This is a genomic window from Paenibacillus barcinonensis (genome assembly GCF_003217495.1).
In the GTDB taxonomy this organism is placed as follows: domain Bacteria; phylum Bacillota; class Bacilli; order Paenibacillales; family Paenibacillaceae; genus Paenibacillus; species Paenibacillus barcinonensis.
Genome location: NZ_QJSW01000001.1, coordinates 545,104 through 564,076, shown reverse-complemented (window position 1 = coordinate 564,076; position 18,973 = coordinate 545,104). Strand labels below are relative to the sequence as shown.

Genomic DNA, 18,973 nt, shown 5'->3' with positions numbered 1-18,973 from the left:
GTCGTGAAAAGCCTGATGTTTGACCGCGTTACAGGATGGATGAAGAAATTCATAAGGAGGAATTTACGTGCGGGGAAAATGGTTGAGGTTATGCTTGGCAGCAGTTTTGATTGTTAGCTTGCTGCCAGGTCTCGGAGCAGGAGAATGGAAGGCAAGCGCAGCGAAGGCGGGGGATATTCTGTTATCTCATTCGTTTGAAGAGGGTACAACGCAGGGCTGGACAGCACGAGGTGGAGTAAAGGTCGATGTGACAGCTGAACAGGCGTATCAAGGCAAACAATCCCTTCAAACAACGGGACGCACGGAGGCTTGGAATGGCCCTTCGTTATCCCTGACCGATGTTGTTCATAAAAATGAAGTTGTGGAAATCTCGGGATACGTGAAGCTGGTTGCCGGCTCAGCTCCGGCTGATCTGAAATTCACTGTGGAGCGTCGAGATGGTAATGGGGATACGCAATATGATCAGGTTAACGCAGCCGAGCAAGTGACGGATCAGAAGTGGGTAAAGCTGCAGGGTCAGTACAGCTATGAGCAAGGCAGCAGCCTGCTTCTCTATCTGGAGAGCACAGATGCTAAGGCCGCTTACCTGTTAGATGAATTCCAGATTCGTCTCGTTAAAGCTGCGCCTGAGAATCCGGGTGAGCCGGGAGAAGCAGGACAAGCATTGTTTAAGGCCGATTTTGAAGATGGCAATATCGGAAATTGGCGTGCCCGGGGCACGGAGAAGCTGGAGGTTGTCAGTGGCATTGGACATAACAGCAACCGCAGCTTGAAAACCTCATCCCGTAGCGAGACCTATCACGGTCCGCTTGTAGAGGTGCTGCCTTATCTGCAAAAGGGAAGCACAGTTCATATCTCCTTTTGGGCAATGTATGATGAAGGACCTGCAACTCAGGTTATTAACGGCTCCTTGGAGAAGGAGTTTAATCGTGACACAGCGAACCTGGAGTATGCTATGTTTGCCTCCACAACGCTGAACAAAGGCCAGTGGAAGAAAATTGAGGCAGATATTATAGTCCCAGCCGAAAGTACAGGGATCAGCGGGTTGCGTATGTATGCCGAGACACCGTGGAAGCAGTCTTCCGAAGTGACGGAGACAGACACAATTCCGTTTTATGTTGATGATGTACAGATCACGGCAACCGAAGCGATTGCTATTGAAAAAAATATTCCGGACTTGGCCAAGAAGCTAGGTTCGTCGTATGCGCTTGGTGCGGCCATTGATCAGACGGCACTGGACCCTAAGGACCCGCACTCTGAACTGCTGACCAAACATTTTAACAGTATTACGGCAGGGAACTTTATGAAAATGGATGCCATGCAGCCTACAGAGGGCAAGTTTGTCTGGTCTGAGGCGGATAAGCTCGTTAACTTTGCTGCAGCGAACAACATGCAGGTGAGAGGTCATACGCTGCTCTGGCACAGCCAGGTGCCGGATTGGTTCTTTACCGATCCTAATGATCCATCGAAGCCAGCTACACGTGAACAACTGATGCAGCGCATGAAAACACATATTCAAACGATTGTGAGCCGTTACAAAGGCAAAGTGCACACATGGGATGTTGTAAATGAAGTCATCTCGGACGGAGGCGGTCTGCGTAATCAGGCGAGCGGTTCGAAGTGGCGTGATATCATTGGTGATGTGGACGGTGACGGAGATGACAGTGACTACATTGAACTGGCATTCCGCTATGCGCGTGAAGCTGATCCAGATGCGGTATTGGTCATCAATGATTATGGAATTGAAGGTAGTGTCAGCAAGATGAATGACATGGTTAAACTTGTGGAGAAGCTGCTGGCTAAAGGAACACCGATTGATGCCATTGGTTTCCAAATGCACGTATCCATGTATGGACCAGACATCAAGCAGATTCGCGAAGCGTTTAACCGTGCAGCGGCTCTGGGGGTTCACATTCAAGTAACGGAGCTGGATATGTCTATCTATTCCGGGAACTCCGAGCAGGAGAAGCCGGTCACAGACGAGATGATGCTGGAACAGGCGTATCGTTATCGTGCGCTGTTTGATCTGTTCAAGGAGTTTGATGATCGTGGTGTAATGGATAGTGTAACGTTATGGGGACTTGCCGACGACGGCACATGGCTGGATGATTTCCCTGTCAAAGGCAGAAAAGATGCACCATTACTGTTTGATCGCAAGCTGAAAGCCAAGCCGGCTTACTGGGCATTGGTTGATCCTTCAACGTTACCCGTATATCGAAATGAGTGGACGGCATCCCAAGCAAAGGTATCCTTGCCTGATCGTAAAGGACAGGAGGATATTATCTGGGGCGCGGTGAGAGCCCTGCCATTCTCGCATGTAATTGAAGGTGCAGTGGGCACGACAGGAGAAGTAAAGACGTTATGGGATGGAAAACAACTGAACCTGCGCATTGAAGTGAAGGATGCTACACGTCTTAAAGGTGATCAGGTGGAGGTTTTTGTAAGTCCGGAGGATATGACCGCCGGCAAGAAAAACAGCACACCGAAGGACGGACAATACATTTTTAACCGGGATGGCGGGAAAGGCAAGGATCAGAAGCTGTATCAAGTGAAGGAGAACAAATCGGGATATGTGGTCTATGCATCCCTGCCATTATCCTCTGCTGATCTGGCGGCAGGCAAGGTACTGTCTCTTGATTTCCGAATTACAGATAAACAGCCTAATGGCAAAACCTCGATCGTGGTGTGGAATGACGTGAACAATCAACAACCACAGAAAACAGAAAATCGGGGCAAGCTCAAACTGGGCTTTGACTTAAAGCATGCCAAGGTTATGTACGGAACACCAACAGTGGATGGGAAGGAAGACAAGCTGTGGAAAAAAGCAGTGACGATTACAACTGATGTTAAGGTTACAGGCAATTCCGGTGCCAAAGCCAAAGCGAAGCTGCTGTGGGATGAGAAGTATCTGTATGTACTCGCTGAGGTCAAAGATCCGCTGCTTAGCAAAAAAAGTGCAAATGCACATGAGCAGGATTCCATTGAGCTGTTTATTGATCTGAACAAAAATCAGACGAACAGTTATGAGGAGGATGATGCCCAGTACCGGGTTAATTTTGACAATGAAACTTCCTTTGGCGGCAGCCCGCGCAAAGAGCTGTTCAAATCAGCTACCCGCCTGACGAAGGAAGGGTATATCGTTGAAGCGGCAATTCCACTCGAAAATGTTCGTACCAAGGAAAGCAAATGGATTGGCTTTGATCTGCAGGTGAATGATGATGGTGCAGGAGACGGAAAACGCAGCAGTGTGTTCATGTGGAGTGACCCATCAGGCAATTCATACCGGGATACATCAGGCTTCGGTAGTTTGCTGCTGATGAAGAAATAAAATTGTGGTGTTCAAGCTCTGAACGGCCATGTTGAGACTACTTCAAGATACCGTAAATGAGGGATAAACAGGCTCATCTTCTGGAAATAAGTGTTGATTTTCAGAGCTGGGACGTTTAGACTATAGACATTCAACATATGCGGGTTTCAGATGTATGCGAACGGTTTATGACTAAGTCGATGGTCGCAAAGTCAAATGATGCGGAGGGAGTGCCTGTCATCCGGCAGCGCACTCGCTTCTTTTTTACATTGAACATACATATGAGGTATCGCCCGGCTGAAAGGACAGAGTGAGTGGAGCACATACATGGCACGTACAATCTACAACTTGTTGTTTTATCCTATATTATTGCGTCGTTAGCCTCTTATGCAGCACTTGATCTTGCAGGCCGTGTATCTCTGACGAGCGGAAAGGCACGTCACTGGTGGATTGCTTGTGGTGCCATCTCTATGGGATTGGGCATCTGGTCCATGCACTTTGTGGGCATGCTTGCGTTTGTTCTGCCTATGCACGTTTCGTATTCAATGGATAAAGTTATTTTATCGGTGCTGCTAGCTATTGCTGCATCGGGAGTCGCGCTGGATTTTGCAGGACGGAAGTCTAATAAAATCAGCAGGCTGGTGATAGCAGGGGTGCTCATGACCACGGGCATTACCTCTATGCATTATGTGGGGATGGCGGCGATGTCTGTTCCCGTGACGTACAAGCCGCTCCTTGTGGCTTTATCGGTTGTCATTGCAGCCGTGGCTTCCTTTGCTGCGCTATGGCTCATGTTTTATTTTAACCGGAGCGATTCGAAGCATGACTGGGTCTACAAAATTGGTAGTGGGCTCATTATGGGTCTGGGCATAACGGGGATGCATTACACCGGGATGGCAGCAGCTCATTTTCATCAAAGCACGATAGTTCCTGAAAACTTGACCAGACAGATCGAGTCGGAGGTTCTTGCATATCTGATTGCTGCGGGTACTATTGTTGCGATTGGGCTTACGTTGTTCGGTAACTTCATCAATCAACGGCTGTCTCAGAAGGATCAGCGTATTCGTGAGAATGAACAGTGGTATCAGGCTCTGTATCATAATCATTCAGATGCCATCATTTCAGTAGACAGGGAAGGTATCATTAAAGGCATTAATGCAGCGGTAAGCACAATCACAGGCTACCCTGAGAGAAAGGTGATTGATCGCCCGATTCATCAGATCGTAGAGCAAATCGAGGTAGAGTGTACGAGTAGTGATAACATGTACACATGGGATAGTCAGGGTATGGAACAGAAGCATTATACGGCAAAAATGAGAAATAGACAAAATGAACTGCTCGACTTGAGTATTGCCGTCATTCCAGTCATTATTGATGATACTCATGTGGGTAGCCACATTTTAATTAAAGATATTACGGAGGAAACGCAGGCCCAGGAGAATATTCGACATCAGGCTCTCCACGACCCGCTTACAGGGCTGCCCAACCGGCGCAAGCTGGATGAGGTACTGGCTAACACGATTAGCGTCTGCGGGGGGAAACAAGCCATATTCGCTGTTATGGTCATGGATATTGACCGCTTCAAGATGATTAACGATTCTCTGGGTCATTCCATCGGCGACGTATTTCTGAAGGAAGTCAGCAGCCGGATTGTAAGCACGATTGAAGCTTCTCATCCTCAAGCAATGTCCAATGTTACCCTCGCCCGCATGGGTGGAGATGAATTTACGATGGTGGTTACAGGGGAGCAGGCGAATGAGCAGCAGATTATACGGCTTGCAGAAGCGATTGTTGAGTCGATCCAGCAGCCATATCGTTTGAAGGAAAATGATTTTTATGTTACAGCCAGCATCGGAATTGCGATGTATCCTGAGCACGGGGCAGGAACGGATGCGCTAATTAAACATGCGGACTCCGCGATGTATGAAGTGAAGAAAAATGGCAAGAACGGTTATCAGTTCTACACGGCCCAGCTCGACTCGGAACTGTATGAGCGGATTGAGCTGGAAGGGTATCTGCGGAAAGCGCTGGAGCGAAACGAGATGGTGCTGTACTATCAACCCCAGATTCGTACCCGGGATAGCCAGATGATTGGGGTTGAGGCTCTGATTCGCTGGCAGCATCCGATAAAAGGTTTGCTTGCACCGAGTGTATTTATCCCGCTGGCCGAGGAGACAGGTATGATCTATGATATCGGCAACTGGACGCTTCGTGAAGCGTGCAGGCAGATGAAGCTGTGGCATGCCAGCGGTGGACCGCTCATTCCGGTGTCTGTGAACTTGTCCAGCCAGCAGTTTCACCAGTCCAATCTGGTGGAACAGGTGAAAAATGCTTTGAACGAGACAGGTTTGGAGGCCAGGTATCTGGAACTGGAGATTACGGAGAGCATGATGATGGACGCTGCCGTATCCACCGCGATTCTAAACGAGCTTAATGGATTAGGTGTGAAGATCAGTCTGGATGATTTTGGTACCGGGTACAGCTCCCTGAGCTATCTGAAGCATTTCCCGATCCACAAGCTCAAGATTGATCGCTCCTTTGTTACCGACATCACGGAAAGCCATAGCGATCAGGCCATTGTAGCCACAATTATTTCCATGGCTCAGAACCTCAAGATGGAGGTCATCGCCGAGGGCATTGAGACCAAAGGACAGCTGGACATCCTGATGCAAAATGACTGCAGAGAAATCCAGGGGTATTACTTCAGCCGCCCATTACCAGCAAGCGAAGTAGAAGACAGCTTCTTTGTACCGCTGCGAATGCTGGGAAATGGCAGTGAGGCACTTCATTCTGTATAACATCGAAAGCGGCAATTTCCCAATCTTCATGGGGAACTTGCCGCTTTTGGGTTACCGTGATATCTATATCAGTGTTCATAAAAGCTTAACTTCAGTGCTCACAAAAACTTGCGGTGGTGCTTTTTGCCGTCATAGGTGAACCAGATCGGCTTTTCCTCCACTCGGGTCTCGACATGCACTGTACGTCCCCAGAGGCGGTACAGATACGGAAGTGTTCGCTCCATGTATTTCAGGTCCAGCTCAATGCCCTCATACTGGTGTTTCAGCACCAGCTCGCCAGTGCGCAGGTAGTCTGCGTCCTGTACGACCAGATACGGCGAACCGCCGTTAATACGGGAGAATACAAGCTGGTCGCGGATGTTCTCCCAGGATTTGTCGGTGATCTTCCAATCCGGGCCTTTTTTCTCGAACACGTAGAGATCCAGGTCTTCCGTTAACTTCTTGGTCATGTAGTTGCGGATAAAGGAGGTGTCCGAGTCGAACTCGCGTACCTCGAACATTTTGGCTCGGCCCTGGCCTGGCTGTCGGCCCCAACGCTCCTGTTCCTCGCGTGTAGGATGGTCCCAGCGGTGCTCAATGTCCTCGAAGATCTTCAGTCCCAGATAGTATGGATTCAGACTCTGCTTGGAAGGCTGCACGACAGAAGAATTCAGCTTGGCAAATTCAATCGTATCCTCACTGCTCAGGTCGAGCTCGCGTATAATACGTTGATGCCAGTACGAAGCCCAGCCTTCGTTCATGATCTTGGTTTCCATCTGCGGCCAGAAATAGAGCATTTCCTCCCGCATCATACTCATAATATCCCGTTGCCAATCGGTAAGCACCTCGGAGAACTCCTGAATAAACCACATAATGTCCTTCTCCGGCTCGGGCGGGAAATGATGCACCTGCACGCTGTCTGCAGGCTTTTCTTCGACCTGCAGGTTGTCGAGTGACCATAGATCGTCATATTGTCCTTCCGGTTTCGGAGCTTTCTCACCCCGCTGCTCACGGATTTTCATCTCCATGTACCGCTGCTTATCCAAATGTCGCGGTTTGATGAGCTGTGGGTCTACATGCTCCTGAATGGCGATCACGGCATCAATAAAGGATTCAACGGCCTCTGTACCGTATTCCATCTCGTAGTTGCTGATCCGGTCGGCTGTGGCGGCCATGCTTTCGACCATGTTACGGTTGGACTTGGAGAAGCGCGCATTGTTCTTGAAAAAGTCGCAGTGGGCCAGCACATGGGCTACAATCAGCTTGTTCTGGATCAAGGAGTTGCCATCGAGCAAAAAGGCATAACAAGGGTTGGAGTTGATCACAAGCTCATAGATTTTACTGAGTCCAAAATCGTACTGCATCTTCATCTTGTGAAAGGTTTTGCCAAAGCTCCAGTGACTGAATCTTGTCGGCATGCCGTACGCACCAAAGGTGTAGATGATATCCGACGGGCAGATTTCGTAGCGCATCGGGTAATAGTCAAGGCCGAATCCATCGGCAATCTCCATAATTTCAGCAATGGCGTATTCCAGTTCACGGATTTCATCGGTCATCCCAGGCTGCCTCCTTCTCTTTTTTGAAAAAAGCTGCGCAACGCTTTGTATACTTCACCTTTTTCCTTGATGACGTAATACATAAATTGATCCATCTTGATATGACGGTAAGCGGACATCAGTGTGCTGCTGCGGTTATACTGGTTCACCTCGCCGTAACCGAACATGTTGCTGCGTTTCATCAGCTCTCCGATCAGCTTCACACAGCGTTCATTGTCCGAGGTCAGGTTGTCGCCATCCGAGAAATGGAACGGGTATATATTATAGCTGGAGGGCGGATAACGTCGATCAATAATATCCAGTGCCTTCATATAAACAGAGGAGCAGATCGTGCCGCCGCTTTCGCCGCGAGTGAAAAATTCTTCTTCGGTCACTTCCTTGGCTTCCGTATGGTGGGCCAGAAACACAATTTCAACTTTCTCGTACTGCCGGCGCAGGAACCGGGTCATCCAGAAGAAAAAGCTGCGCGCGCAATATTTCTCAAACGATCCCATCGACCCGGAGGTATCCATCATGGCGATAATGACCGCATTGGATTGAGGAATGATCTTGTCTTCCCACGTTTTGTAACGAAGATCGTCGGGACTAATATGGTGAATACCTGGATTGCCCGTGGTTGCGTTGCGGCGCAGGTTCTCCAGTATCGTACGTTTCTTGTCGATGTTGGACTGCATGCCCTTCTTGCGAATATCGTTGAAAACGACGGTATGTGTCTCGATCAGATCTTTATCTTTCTGTTTCAGGTCCGGCAGCTCCAGCTCGGCAAACAAAATGTCCTCCAATTCCTCGATGCTGACCTCGGCTTCCACAATGTCGTGGCCCGGTTGATCGCCAGCCTTTTCGCCCTTGCCTGGCTTCTGCGATGCAGGATCACGGCCAATGACATCGCCCACCTGGCTGTCTCCATCCCCTTGACCGACATGCTTTTGCTTCTGGTAGTTATACACAAAACGGTACTCATCCAGACTGCGGATTGGCACCTTGATGATTTGTTGTCCATCGGACATGATAATATTTTCCTCAGTAATCAGATCAGGCAGATTCTGCTTAATGACATCTTTCACCTTTTGCTGATGGCGCTGCTGGTCCTGGTACCCTTTGCGGTGAAGCGACCAATCTTCCCGGGATACGACGAACGAGTAAGGCTGGTGTGAATTTGACATGTAGGCACCCCCCATTGATTACGCGGCACAGTTTGGCCTGTCGGTAATTAAGTATATTCACGGGCGGGGACGATATGTGATGCGGACTCAACTAAAATGAATGAAATATGCCAGAATCGACTGACGACACGCTGAAGAGCGGTACATGCCGAATTTTTACAAAAATCTTGATCCAATGTGATGTCTTTCCTTTACAATAGAGAAAATAGACTGATTCTGAGCATCGAACTTTGATGCGTGTAAAGGAAGGATTATGTGTGGATAAACGTGCGGTAAAAGCCTGGATTATGTATGACTGGGCCAATTCAGCCTATGCAACGACGATACTGGCAGCAGTGCTGCCTGTATTCTATGCTTCTGTCGCAGCAGCGACAGTGGATAAGGACACGGCCGCTTCCTACCTTGCGTATACACATTCGATCGGAATGCTGTGTGTGGCGTTGTTAACGCCTCTATTAGGCACGCTGGCCGATTTGTCTGGACGAAAAGGAAATTTTCTGCGTGTTTTCACGGTTATAGGAGTTGTGGCGACATTAGGTTTCAGTGTCATCGGAGAAGGAGACTGGCTACTGGCCTCTGCATTGCTGGTGTTATCCACGATTGGTTTTGCCGGGGGCAATACGTTCTATGATGCCATGCTGCCTGATCTGGTTCCCGCAGAACGAAGGGACATGGTGTCTTCCCAAGGATACGCCTACGGATATATTGGCGGAGGACTATTGCTTGCCATCAATCTGCTGATGATTCAGCAGCCGGGCTGGTTCGGGTTGCCGGATACTCTGGCGGGCACGAGACTTGCATTTGTTTCAGTGGCGTTATGGTGGCTGCTATTTTCCATCCCCATTTTCCGCTATGCACCGACACGGCCAGCATCCCCGGAGCTGCCTGCATCGTGGACAGGGTATGCCAAGGTGGGGGTAAGACGTTTGCGTCAAACCTTTGGTCAGATCCGGCGTTTCCCGCAGCTGCTTCGCATGCTGGTGGCCTTCTGGTTTTTTAATGATGGCATTAACACGATTATTCTCATGGCCACCATCTACGGCACAAGCATTGGCATAGGGACAAGTGATCTGATGCTGGCGCTGATGTTGACACAGTTCATCGGTTTTCCATGTACGCTGCTGCTTGGTGCATGGGCGCAGCGGTGGGGAGCAAAGCGGGTGTTGATTGTGAGTTTAAGCGTATATATCTGTATTGTCATTCTGGGGTATTTTATGACCCAAGCGCTGCATTTCTATATTCTCGCCGGGCTCGTAGGAGTGGTGCAGGGGATAAGTCAATCGACCGCTCGTTCTCTGTTTAGCAATCTGATGCCGGCTGGTCGCACGGGAGAGTATTTCGGCTTTGTTAATATTACAGGCAAGTTCGCTTCGATCTTTGGCCCGTTTGTATTCGGTTACGTTGGACAGATAACAGGCTCCACGCGCTGGGGCATACTATCACTGATTTTCTTTTTTGCAGCAGGTATTGTCATATTGTTGATGGTGAATGTGCAGAAAGGGATACAGGATGCCGGGTTAGCTGATCAGGAGGAGCAAGAACGTATCCGGGGTTTGAATACGGTGAGAAAGGCGACAGAAATTCCATTTACTAGTTAAACATAGTCCGGTTTGCGCAAAGCAGTTGGTTCAAGGCTCCAGACACTGTTCCTCATAGAACAGAGGTCCGGGGCTCTTTTTGCCATGCGCAGATGTGCTGAATTCGATGAAGAACCTGTGTCCGTGAAGAAATTATGAAAAGGTGAAAATAAAAGATTGACATGATACATATTGTATCATAGAGTAATGGTATAAATACATATTGTATCAAAAAAAGTGTCGAAACGGCCTGTCATTAATAAACGTGATTACCCGGTCGATCCGATCCCCACGCCGCATATTTATTAATATACAGAGGAGAGGCTGCCATTGATAGATACGCAAGGAAACGGACTTGTCTTCTTGTTATGTGTTCCCCGAAGCGGCAGTTCGTTATCTACAGTGATGTTGCAGAATCACAGCCGTATATTTGCCACGCAGGAGATGTGGTTCCTGATGAATCTTGTTGATTTGTCCAGGGCTGACGCTCGCGCATACGGTGGAAGCTCCATTATTCGTCAATTTTATCAAGCGATGGTGTCCGAAGATCACTACGAAAAGGCATGTAGAAGCTTTGCTCTTGAAATATATAATGGGTTCCTGGAAGGGAGCGGAGCAGACTTCATCGTTGATAAATCTCCACGGTATTATTACATGCTGGAATGGCTGGATCGTTTGTTCCCGCAGTCCAGACGTATCCACTTGCAGCGTAATCCCCTTTCTGTAGCGGCATCCTTCAAAAAAGTAAACCGCCATATCGGCGCAGGCTTTAATGTAATGGATAGTTTCAACAGCTCGAAGCTTAATATGAATGCTATTGATCTGACATTAGGGCTAAGCCGATTAAATGATTATTTTATCGAACCTCATCCCTACGCGTACGAACTGAAATACGAGCAACTGGTCTTGGACCCGCAGGGAGAGCTTGAAAAATTATGTTCTTTTCTCGGCATTTCCTATGAACAGGGCATGGAGCAGTACGGGCAGTTTGTGAACAGCGCCAAAGCCGATATGTTTTACAGTATGGGTGTGGGGGACCCGTTCCTTTCTACTCATCGGGAGGCACATCAAGGTTCTGTTAACAACTGGAAAAGTATACTCGATAGACAAGAAGTTGAATTGTACTGCCGTGTATTGGGTGCGAGGCTGTTCCATCGGATGGGGTATAGTGAACAGCTCGCGGAAGCTGAGCGGTGGACAGGAGTCCGGGTAGACGATGAGCCGGATCAGGAAGTTATGGAGCGGTTATGGAAACAGCTGGAAGCGGCAACCGGATGTCGCTGGGAGCCAAGCTACCGCATGAGCGCACCTGACAATGATGCTGGAAGCCTGTCTTCCGTTCCAAGGGATAGTGAGAAAGAGTTGTCCGGGAGTCCCGACGCGACACGTGAGGCGATGATCACGATCAGACAGCTTCAGACCGCGCTTAGGGCAGCGGAGCATCGCCTGGAGCATGGTTATACGGAACAGCAGCGCTTGAAGAAGCAGCTTGCTTCTGCTCATCACAAATTACAGCGAATCAAATCATGGATACCCTTTGCACATCAAATCAGTGCATGGGCATCCCAGCGCAAAATGGTTCGGGGAGGGAAGTCATGAGTGCCATAGCGGGAATTGTACATATGCATGGTCAGCAGGCGCTGTGGGAGGATAGCTGGCGGTTATATGCCAGCCTTGGACATATCCCGGCAGACACGACAGGAGTATGGAAAGGGGATGAGGCTTTTTTCAGTTGTCATGCCCAGTGGATCACTCCAGAGTCGGTCAATGAGAAGTTGCCACTGCATGACGAAGAGAGCAGACTGACCATTACCGCTGATGTCATTCTGGATAACCGGGAACAACTAGCGGAGCAGCTGCAGATTTCAAGATCAGAACTGGCTACCATGGCGGACAGTGAGTTGATTCTGCGAGCGTATCAGCGTTGGGGTGAAGATTTGACCGGGCGTTTACTGGGTGATTTTGTGTTTGTGATCTGGGATGAACGCCGCCGCACATTGTTTGCCGGGAGAGACATTACGGGTATGCGTACCTTCTATTACCGTCATGATGGTTCTCGGTTTGCGTTCTGCACGTTAATGAAACCGTTACTTGAACTTGAAGGTGTGCATAAATTGCTCAATGAGACATGGTTGTCTGAATTTCTGGCGATTCCTGATGTTCATGACGCGGCAGATATTCATTCAACGGTATATCGTGGAGTCCTGCAGCTGCCCTCTGCGCATACGCTCACCTATCGAGATGGAAGGATTGAATTGAAGCAGTACCATCGCTGGGATAACGTCGAGCCACTTCGGTTTACATCGGATGATGAATATGTAGAGGCATTTCGTGATGTATTCAGTCAAGCTGTCGGATCACGGCTGCGGACGCATAGACATGTAGCTGCAGCATTAAGCGGTGGCTTGGATTCAGGCGCTGTAGTCGGTTTTGCATCTGGAACCCTTCGCAGTCAAGGAAAGCCACTCCACGCCTACAGCTACGTACCTGTTCCTGATTTTACGGATTATACGTCGAAAACGTTACTCGCTGATGAGCGCCCCTTCATTCGGTCCACCGTCAGCCACGTAGGCAATATATCGGAAAACTATCTGGATTTTGAAGGCCGAAGCCCACTCAGTGAAGTGGATACCTGGCTGAATATGATGGAGATGCCTTATAAATATTTCGAAAATTCATTCTGGATCCGTGGCTTCTATGAAAAAGCAAGTGAGCAGGATGCAGGTGTTTTACTGACAGGTGCACGTGGTAATTTTACGATCTCATGGGGGCCTGCATTAGACTATTATGCGAGTCTGCTGAAGGGTGGCCGATACTTTCGCTGGTTTCGGGAGCTGCAGCAGTACAGTGAACGGACAGGGATAGCGTTCTCTCGTATTGCCAGAATGACGGGCCGGAAAGCTTATCCCGACTGGTTCAACGCTAAGAACAAGGGAGCAACGCAGACCGCAGGTGCTGTAGATGCACCACTAATTCATCCCGATTTTGCCGCAAAAACGGGTGTGATGGACCGTCTCAAATCGTTCCTTGTATTGCAGGGCGGTGCACAGGCCGATGCGCTTCGGGTACGAGCCGACAAATTTAACAATCTTGCCATCGCTAATAAAAATGGAGCGGTTGCCACCAAATGTTCCCTCCGTTACCGGGCATGGGAACGTGATCCGACGAGTGATGTGAGAGTGATTCGATTTTGCCTCTCCGTACCGATCGAGCAGTATGTACGGCAAGGGGTGGATCGTTCCCTCATTCGCCGGGCTACTTCACCGGAATTGCCTGACAAGGTGAGACTTAACCAGCGTGTACGAGGGGTACAGCCTGCCGACTGGCTGCATCGTATTCTGCCTGATTGGGAGAGGTTTACATCGGAACTTCACGCCATGTGTTCTGACAGCCGGGTTGCCGGCATATTAAACACGGATCGAATTAAATTGGCTCTGGCTAATTTTCCGACTCCAAGACCCGAACTGGCACCTCATCCGGATCTGCGTTTAATGATGCAAAGCCTGATTGTGTATCGCTTTATTCAGCATTTTTGATCCATGACACAGACTACTGAAGGGAGGTGAATACGATGAAAAACGAAAAAAAGGAATGGCAAGCACCCGTGCTTGAAGTGCTGGACGTGAATGAAACGATGGCCGGCCTAGGTTACAGACAAATTGACTGGATTAGCCCTCACGATGCCGATCTGTACGATCCAGTAACGTCTTAATTCTGTTTTCCCATAGTAAAACCATACTTATAGGGCGGAATTGCAGCCAGTCTAGCTTTTTCGCCTCCGCCCTAATATTGAGCAGATGAATATCAGGGCTTTTTCTTATATGTATAAATGGAGGAGGCATCTTTATTGTTGCCTGTGCATTATGAAGCTTACGGGTTAATCTGGTCGAGCCAGATATTCATGCCCGAATTGCAGCTAGCGGCATCTGAAGCAGGGAGGGAAAGGCAAGTTGATGTGCATATCGAGACCCGCGATCTGACGGGCTTATGGACGCAATGGGATGTCGGGAGCGACAACTTTGTGGCGCGGGACGGCTGTCTTTTTTTCAAAATCGAAGATACGGGTTTGTTTTTTATGGAGCAGGGCAAACGAATTGTTGTATCTCCGGTACCCGGTGCGGACGAGAAAAAAATTCGGTTATTCATCCTTGGGACATGTATGGCCGTTACTATGATGCAGCGTAGCATTCTTCCACTCCATGGAAGTGCGGTTGTTGTGGATGGCTGGGCGTATGCATTTGTCGGGCATTCGGGTGCTGGGAAATCTACTTTGTCCGCTGCGCTGGCCTCACGCGGTTATCCGCTTCTCACGGATGATGTCGTGGCGTTGACCTGGGACGCTGGTGGAAGAGCGATCGTGTCACCGGGATATCCGCAGCAGAAGTTATGGCAGCCCAGTCTGGATGGCTTTGGCATGGAAAAGCAAAACTATGCAACCGTGCATGAAGAAATCACCAAGTATGCTATACCGGTACAGCATTATTTTTACGAAAGGTCCGTGCCGCTTGCAGCAATATATGAACTTGTTCCACAGCCCGATCTTGATCCGGGGCCCGTGAAGCTGGAGCAGGTTAGCGGTCTGGAGCGCCTTCATTTGCTTTGCTCGCATACGTTTCGCGGGGGACTGATTGCACGTCAGGGGATGGCCCAATGGCTGTTTGAAACAGCTTCCAGACTTTCGGCCAGTGTTGAGATTGGCAGATTAAGCCGGACAGGTTCGCAATTTACGGCTTTTGAGATGGTAGAACGAATCATTACCCATATACGCAAAGGGGTGCATACAGAAATATGACAGCCAGCACGCAAATCAATACGAATGATCGGGTCATTCGAAAAGAGGGAAATCTGGTTAGTGATATGGGCGGAGAGAAGGTTATGATGAGCATCACCTCCGGCAAATATTACAATCTGGGAAGCACAGGTGGACGGATCTGGGAACTGATTGCCGAAGAGCAAACACTGGACCAATTGATTCAGGTACTCGCGGCAGAATATGATATTGAGCCTGAACGATGCGGTGAGCAGGTGGTATCTTTTTTGGAGCATCTGCTGCGTGAAGATTTAATCGACATTACCGTATCCAGCGGAGTATGAAGAAATGTTTCGCAGGATAAAAGCCTTTTTCAAGCTCTCCGGTTCGATGCGACGTTTGGTGTGGGAAGCCTATGTTCTGCTTGCATGGGCACGAATACAGAAGTCCAAGCCGTTCGCTAAAGTTGCTCCAGGGCTCGGGGCTCCGATGGTCGAAACGCCGATGAACGGGTTGAGCCGCGACCAGATCGCTGTCATAAGAAGCATATCCAAGGCAATTATGCTTGCCGCCAAATACACCTTCTGGGAAAGCCGCTGCCTTGTTATGGCTGTAGCTGCAATGAAAATGCTGGAACGACGTCATATTGAAAGCACGTTGTATATGGGGACGGCGCGGAATGAAGAGGGGCAGCTGACGGCTCACGCCTGGCTTCGGAGCGGAAAACTGATTGTGACGGGAGCAGATACGATGGACCAATACACGGTCGTCGGCGTGTTTGGCAAACGATGTCCCGAGAAGGGAGCAGGGGAGATTGTCTATGACACATGAAAGTGAGCAGTATGTGGCAGAGTTCCCGAAGGAGCTCAGGCTGATCTTGAGCATGCTTGGAGGGGAAAGGACAGCTCTGACTTCCGAGGAGATGGAAAGCTGGCTGCAGGGAGTGGATTGGTCGCTTTTTTTACGTCTTGTCTATCATCATCGACTATATTCTGTAATCTATCTCTATTTAAAAAAGGAGACAGCACTGCCTGTTCCCAAGGCGGTGATGGAAAGCTTGAAACAGCAGTATACGCTGAATACGTTTCGTATGCTGCAATTAACGGCCGAGATGGAGCAGGTGTGCGGTGCTTTTCGCGAACAGGGTATTCGCAACATTACGCTGAAAGGCCCCGCACTGGCCCATGATCTGTATGGAGATGTGTCCATGCGAACCTCCAAAGATCTGGATATCTTGATCCCCGTTCAGGATGTGGAGGCTGCTGCGAGAGTTCTTCAGGAGCTTGGATACCAGAGTAAAGAGGGGGAACGAGCTCTGACCGTACGCAGCTGGAAGTGGCGAGAGCATCATATTTGTTATATTCATCCGGTCAAGCGAACACAGATTGAAATTCATTGGCGGCTCAATCCGGACTCCGGCCGCGAAAGCGACTTTGAAGTGTTGTGGCAACGAAGCCGGTTCAGCACGTATACCCAGACACCTGTGCGTATGCTGGAAACGGAGGACCTGTGGGTTTATCTGGTGACCCATGGTGCAAGGCATGGCTGGTTCAGGCTTCGCTGGTTGCTCGATATCGACCAGATGATACGTACAATGCCAATGGATAGGCAGAAGATCGAGCGGCGTTTAAGAGCCGAAGGGCGTCTATCCATCGGTTCGCAAACATTACACCTCGTTTCGAATCTTCTGCATACCCCGCTGGATGATGAGTATAGATCAATGATGTTGATGAATGTGCGTGCGGGAAAACGTTTGGCTAGAGAAGGTGTGATGTTTATGAAGGATATGCTGGACAGTCCTGCAGATTTAAACCATTACAGGTCATATTTATTTGCCCTGCGAAGCACCAGACAGAAATGGTTTTTCTTTGTGGAGCGTTTATATCCAAGCACATGGGATGTGCATCAGCTACCGCTCCCACGTTCATTGTACTTTTTGTATTTCCCGTTACGCCCGATTCTCTGGTTTTGGCGGCGCTTGAAAAGAAGCACGATGGCGGAGAGGGGCAAAGTATGAAGTCGGAATTACACTATTTTATGCGAAAGCTTCATCACACTACGGGTCCCGTATTATATTGGAATGTGCTAGGTATGGTCTGTATTGGCTTAATGGAGGGGATCGGTATTTATATGCTGGTTCCGATGCTGAGTCTGATCGGTATTTTTGATATGGGCTCTTCGGGAATACACCTTCCTTGGTTAAGCAACTTTCTCCATCAATTCTCGCAGCATAATCAATTAATGCTGGTTTTGTTCACCTTTGTACTGATCGTGTCAGGACAGGCGTGGATGCAGCGTCTTCAGACAATGCGCAATGTCCGCATTCAGCAGCAATTTATACGAACGCTGCGTATGGAAGCCTATAGCGCCATCCTTATGGCGAAGTGGTCCTTTTTTCTCCAAAAACGAAAATCCGATTTTAATCATATATTAACGACCGAGCTTGCGCGTGTCAGCCAGGGAACGAGCATTTTGCTGCAGATGGCCGCTTCGCTTGTTTTTACTGCAATTCAGATTGGGCTGGCTTTCTGGTTATCTGCCAGGTTAACGGCGCTTGTGCTTGTCTGTGGTTTAGTTTTGTTTTTCCTGCTCAGAACGTTTGTGAAGCGTGCGAAACGAATCGGGGATCAAACGACAGAATTTTCACAGGCGTATTATAACGGGATTACTGAGCATTTTAATGGAATCAAAGATATCAAAAGCAACATGCTTGAGCATTCACATATTCATTGGTTTGATCGCATGTGCAGACAAATTGAGCGAAATGTCGTGCAGTTCAGTCAGCTCAACACGGGTACACAACTGATTCACCGGGTGTCTGCGGCATTCATTATCGCAGCGTTTATTTACCTATCCCTCCGTGTAATGTCTGTGCCTCCAGCCAGTTTATTATTAATCATTTTGATTTTTTCGCGGTTATGGCCGAGATTTACAGCGATTCAGTCTAATCTGGAGTACATAAGTTCCATGCTGCCCGCTTTTCGAATCGTGAGAGAACTGCAGGTACAGACCGAGAACAGCCGTGAAATCAGTGAAGGAAACGCTGAAGAGCCCCAGTCTGCTGCTACCTCGGCTTATGCTGTCGAACCCATGGACTTCAAGGAATCCATCCGTTGTCAGGATATATATTACCGTTACGAGGGAAATGACAGCTATTCCTTGTTCAATGTGTGTGCATCCATTCCAGCCAAAAGCATGACGGCAATTGTCGGTAAGTCGGGTGCGGGCAAGAGCACATTCATCGACCTCATTATGGGGCTCATGCGTCCTGAGAGCGGGAGCATTCAGATTGACGGGAAACCTTTGACGGAGGAGCGGCTGCTTAGCTGGCGCAGCTCAATCGGTTATGTGTCCCAGGACCCTTTTTTGTTTCATACAAGCATTCGTGAAAATTTACGTCTGGTCGATCCCGATGCCAGTGAAGAGCAAATGTGGCGGGCACTCCAGTTTTCTGCCTCTGCCTTGTTTGTTCGCAGGCTTCCCCAAGGAATGGATACCATTATAGGTGATCGCGGGCTCCGTCTGTCAGGCGGTGAGCGTCAGCGACTTGTGCTTGCCCGCGCTATGCTGCGTAATCCTTCCGTACTGGTTCTGGATGAAGCGACAAGTGCGCTGGACAGTGAAAACGAACAGTATATTCATGAAGCGCTCGAGCGATTAAAAGGACATGTAACCATTATCGTTATTGCCCATCGTTTATCCACCATTCGTACGGCGGATCGTGTAATCGTTCTGGAGGAAGGACGTGTGATTCAGGAGGGGGGGTATCAGCAATTATCCGCAGACCCGGTGGGCACGTTCAGCAGATTGTTGAATATGCAGGCTGGTGCTGCCGGGCAGTAG

General features: G+C 49.1%; 13 protein-coding genes. 11 read left to right on the top strand and 2 right to left on the bottom strand.

All coding sequences use genetic code 11. The features are described from left to right. Positions 1-67: 67 nt before the first annotated feature. Positions 68-3,328: an endo-1,4-beta-xylanase gene (locus DFQ00_RS02715; protein ID WP_110893869.1), complete on the top strand. Its 3,261-nt coding sequence runs from the start codon at positions 68-70 to the stop codon at positions 3,326-3,328. A 293-nt stretch (positions 3,329-3,621) separates the two neighbouring features. Beyond that, positions 3,622-6,105 carry a bifunctional diguanylate cyclase/phosphodiesterase gene (locus DFQ00_RS02710; RefSeq protein WP_110893867.1) on the top strand — a complete coding sequence of 828 codons (2,484 nt, stop codon included), beginning with the start codon at positions 3,622-3,624 and terminating at the stop codon, positions 6,103-6,105. A 98-nt stretch (positions 6,106-6,203) separates the two neighbouring features. On the opposite strand, the gene DFQ00_RS02705 is transcribed toward DFQ00_RS02710, so the two are convergent. Both DFQ00_RS02705 and yhbH read right to left on the bottom strand, forming a co-directional pair. Then, entirely contained in the window at positions 6,204-7,640 is a 1,437-nt protein-coding gene (locus DFQ00_RS02705) for a SpoVR family protein (RefSeq protein ID WP_110893865.1), read from the bottom strand. Then, positions 7,637-8,803, bottom strand: coding sequence for a sporulation protein YhbH (gene yhbH, locus DFQ00_RS02700; protein ID WP_110893863.1), 1,167 nt, complete (start codon positions 8,801-8,803; stop codon positions 7,637-7,639). Before yhbH ends, DFQ00_RS02705 begins: the two co-directional genes overlap by 4 nt. Positions 8,804-9,060: 257 nt before the next feature. Between yhbH and DFQ00_RS02695 the strand changes: the two genes are divergently transcribed. The 9 genes from DFQ00_RS02695 (at position 9,061) to DFQ00_RS02655 (ending at position 18,973) form a co-directional block, all read left to right on the top strand. Beyond that, positions 9,061-10,401: an MFS transporter gene (locus DFQ00_RS02695; protein ID WP_110893861.1), complete on the top strand. Its 1,341-nt coding sequence runs from the start codon at positions 9,061-9,063 to the stop codon at positions 10,399-10,401. 309 nt (positions 10,402-10,710) lie between these two features. After that, positions 10,711-11,979, top strand: a complete 1,269-nt coding sequence (locus tag DFQ00_RS02690) for a sulfotransferase family protein (protein ID WP_244213664.1) — start codon at positions 10,711-10,713, stop codon at positions 11,977-11,979. Beyond that, the gene (locus tag DFQ00_RS02685; protein ID WP_110893857.1) at positions 11,976-13,916 is read left to right on the top strand and encodes an asparagine synthase-related protein; all 1,941 of its coding nucleotides are present in this window, start codon (positions 11,976-11,978) and stop codon (positions 13,914-13,916) included. The genes DFQ00_RS02690 and DFQ00_RS02685 overlap by 4 nt, the downstream gene beginning before the upstream one ends. Before the next feature lie 35 nt (positions 13,917-13,951). Then, entirely contained in the window at positions 13,952-14,092 is a 141-nt protein-coding gene (locus DFQ00_RS02680) for a paeninodin family lasso peptide (RefSeq protein WP_110893854.1), read from the top strand. A 135-nt stretch (positions 14,093-14,227) separates the two neighbouring features. Further along, entirely contained in the window at positions 14,228-15,172 is a 945-nt protein-coding gene (locus DFQ00_RS02675) for an HPr kinase/phosphorylase (protein WP_110893852.1), read from the top strand. Then, entirely contained in the window at positions 15,169-15,474 is a 306-nt protein-coding gene (locus tag DFQ00_RS02670; RefSeq protein WP_110893851.1) for a lasso peptide biosynthesis PqqD family chaperone, read from the top strand. Before DFQ00_RS02675 ends, DFQ00_RS02670 begins: the two co-directional genes overlap by 4 nt. Before the next feature lie 4 nt (positions 15,475-15,478). After that, positions 15,479-15,961: a lasso peptide biosynthesis B2 protein gene (locus DFQ00_RS02665; RefSeq protein ID WP_110893849.1), complete on the top strand. Its 483-nt coding sequence runs from the start codon at positions 15,479-15,481 to the stop codon at positions 15,959-15,961. Continuing rightward, the gene (locus DFQ00_RS02660) at positions 15,951-17,147 is read left to right on the top strand and encodes a nucleotidyltransferase domain-containing protein (protein WP_110893847.1); all 1,197 of its coding nucleotides are present in this window, start codon (positions 15,951-15,953) and stop codon (positions 17,145-17,147) included. The genes DFQ00_RS02665 and DFQ00_RS02660 overlap by 11 nt, the downstream gene beginning before the upstream one ends. Then, on the top strand, positions 17,144-18,973 hold the full coding sequence (locus DFQ00_RS02655; RefSeq protein ID WP_110893846.1) for an ABC transporter ATP-binding protein: 1,830 nt from the start codon (positions 17,144-17,146) through the stop codon (positions 18,971-18,973). Before DFQ00_RS02660 ends, DFQ00_RS02655 begins: the two co-directional genes overlap by 4 nt.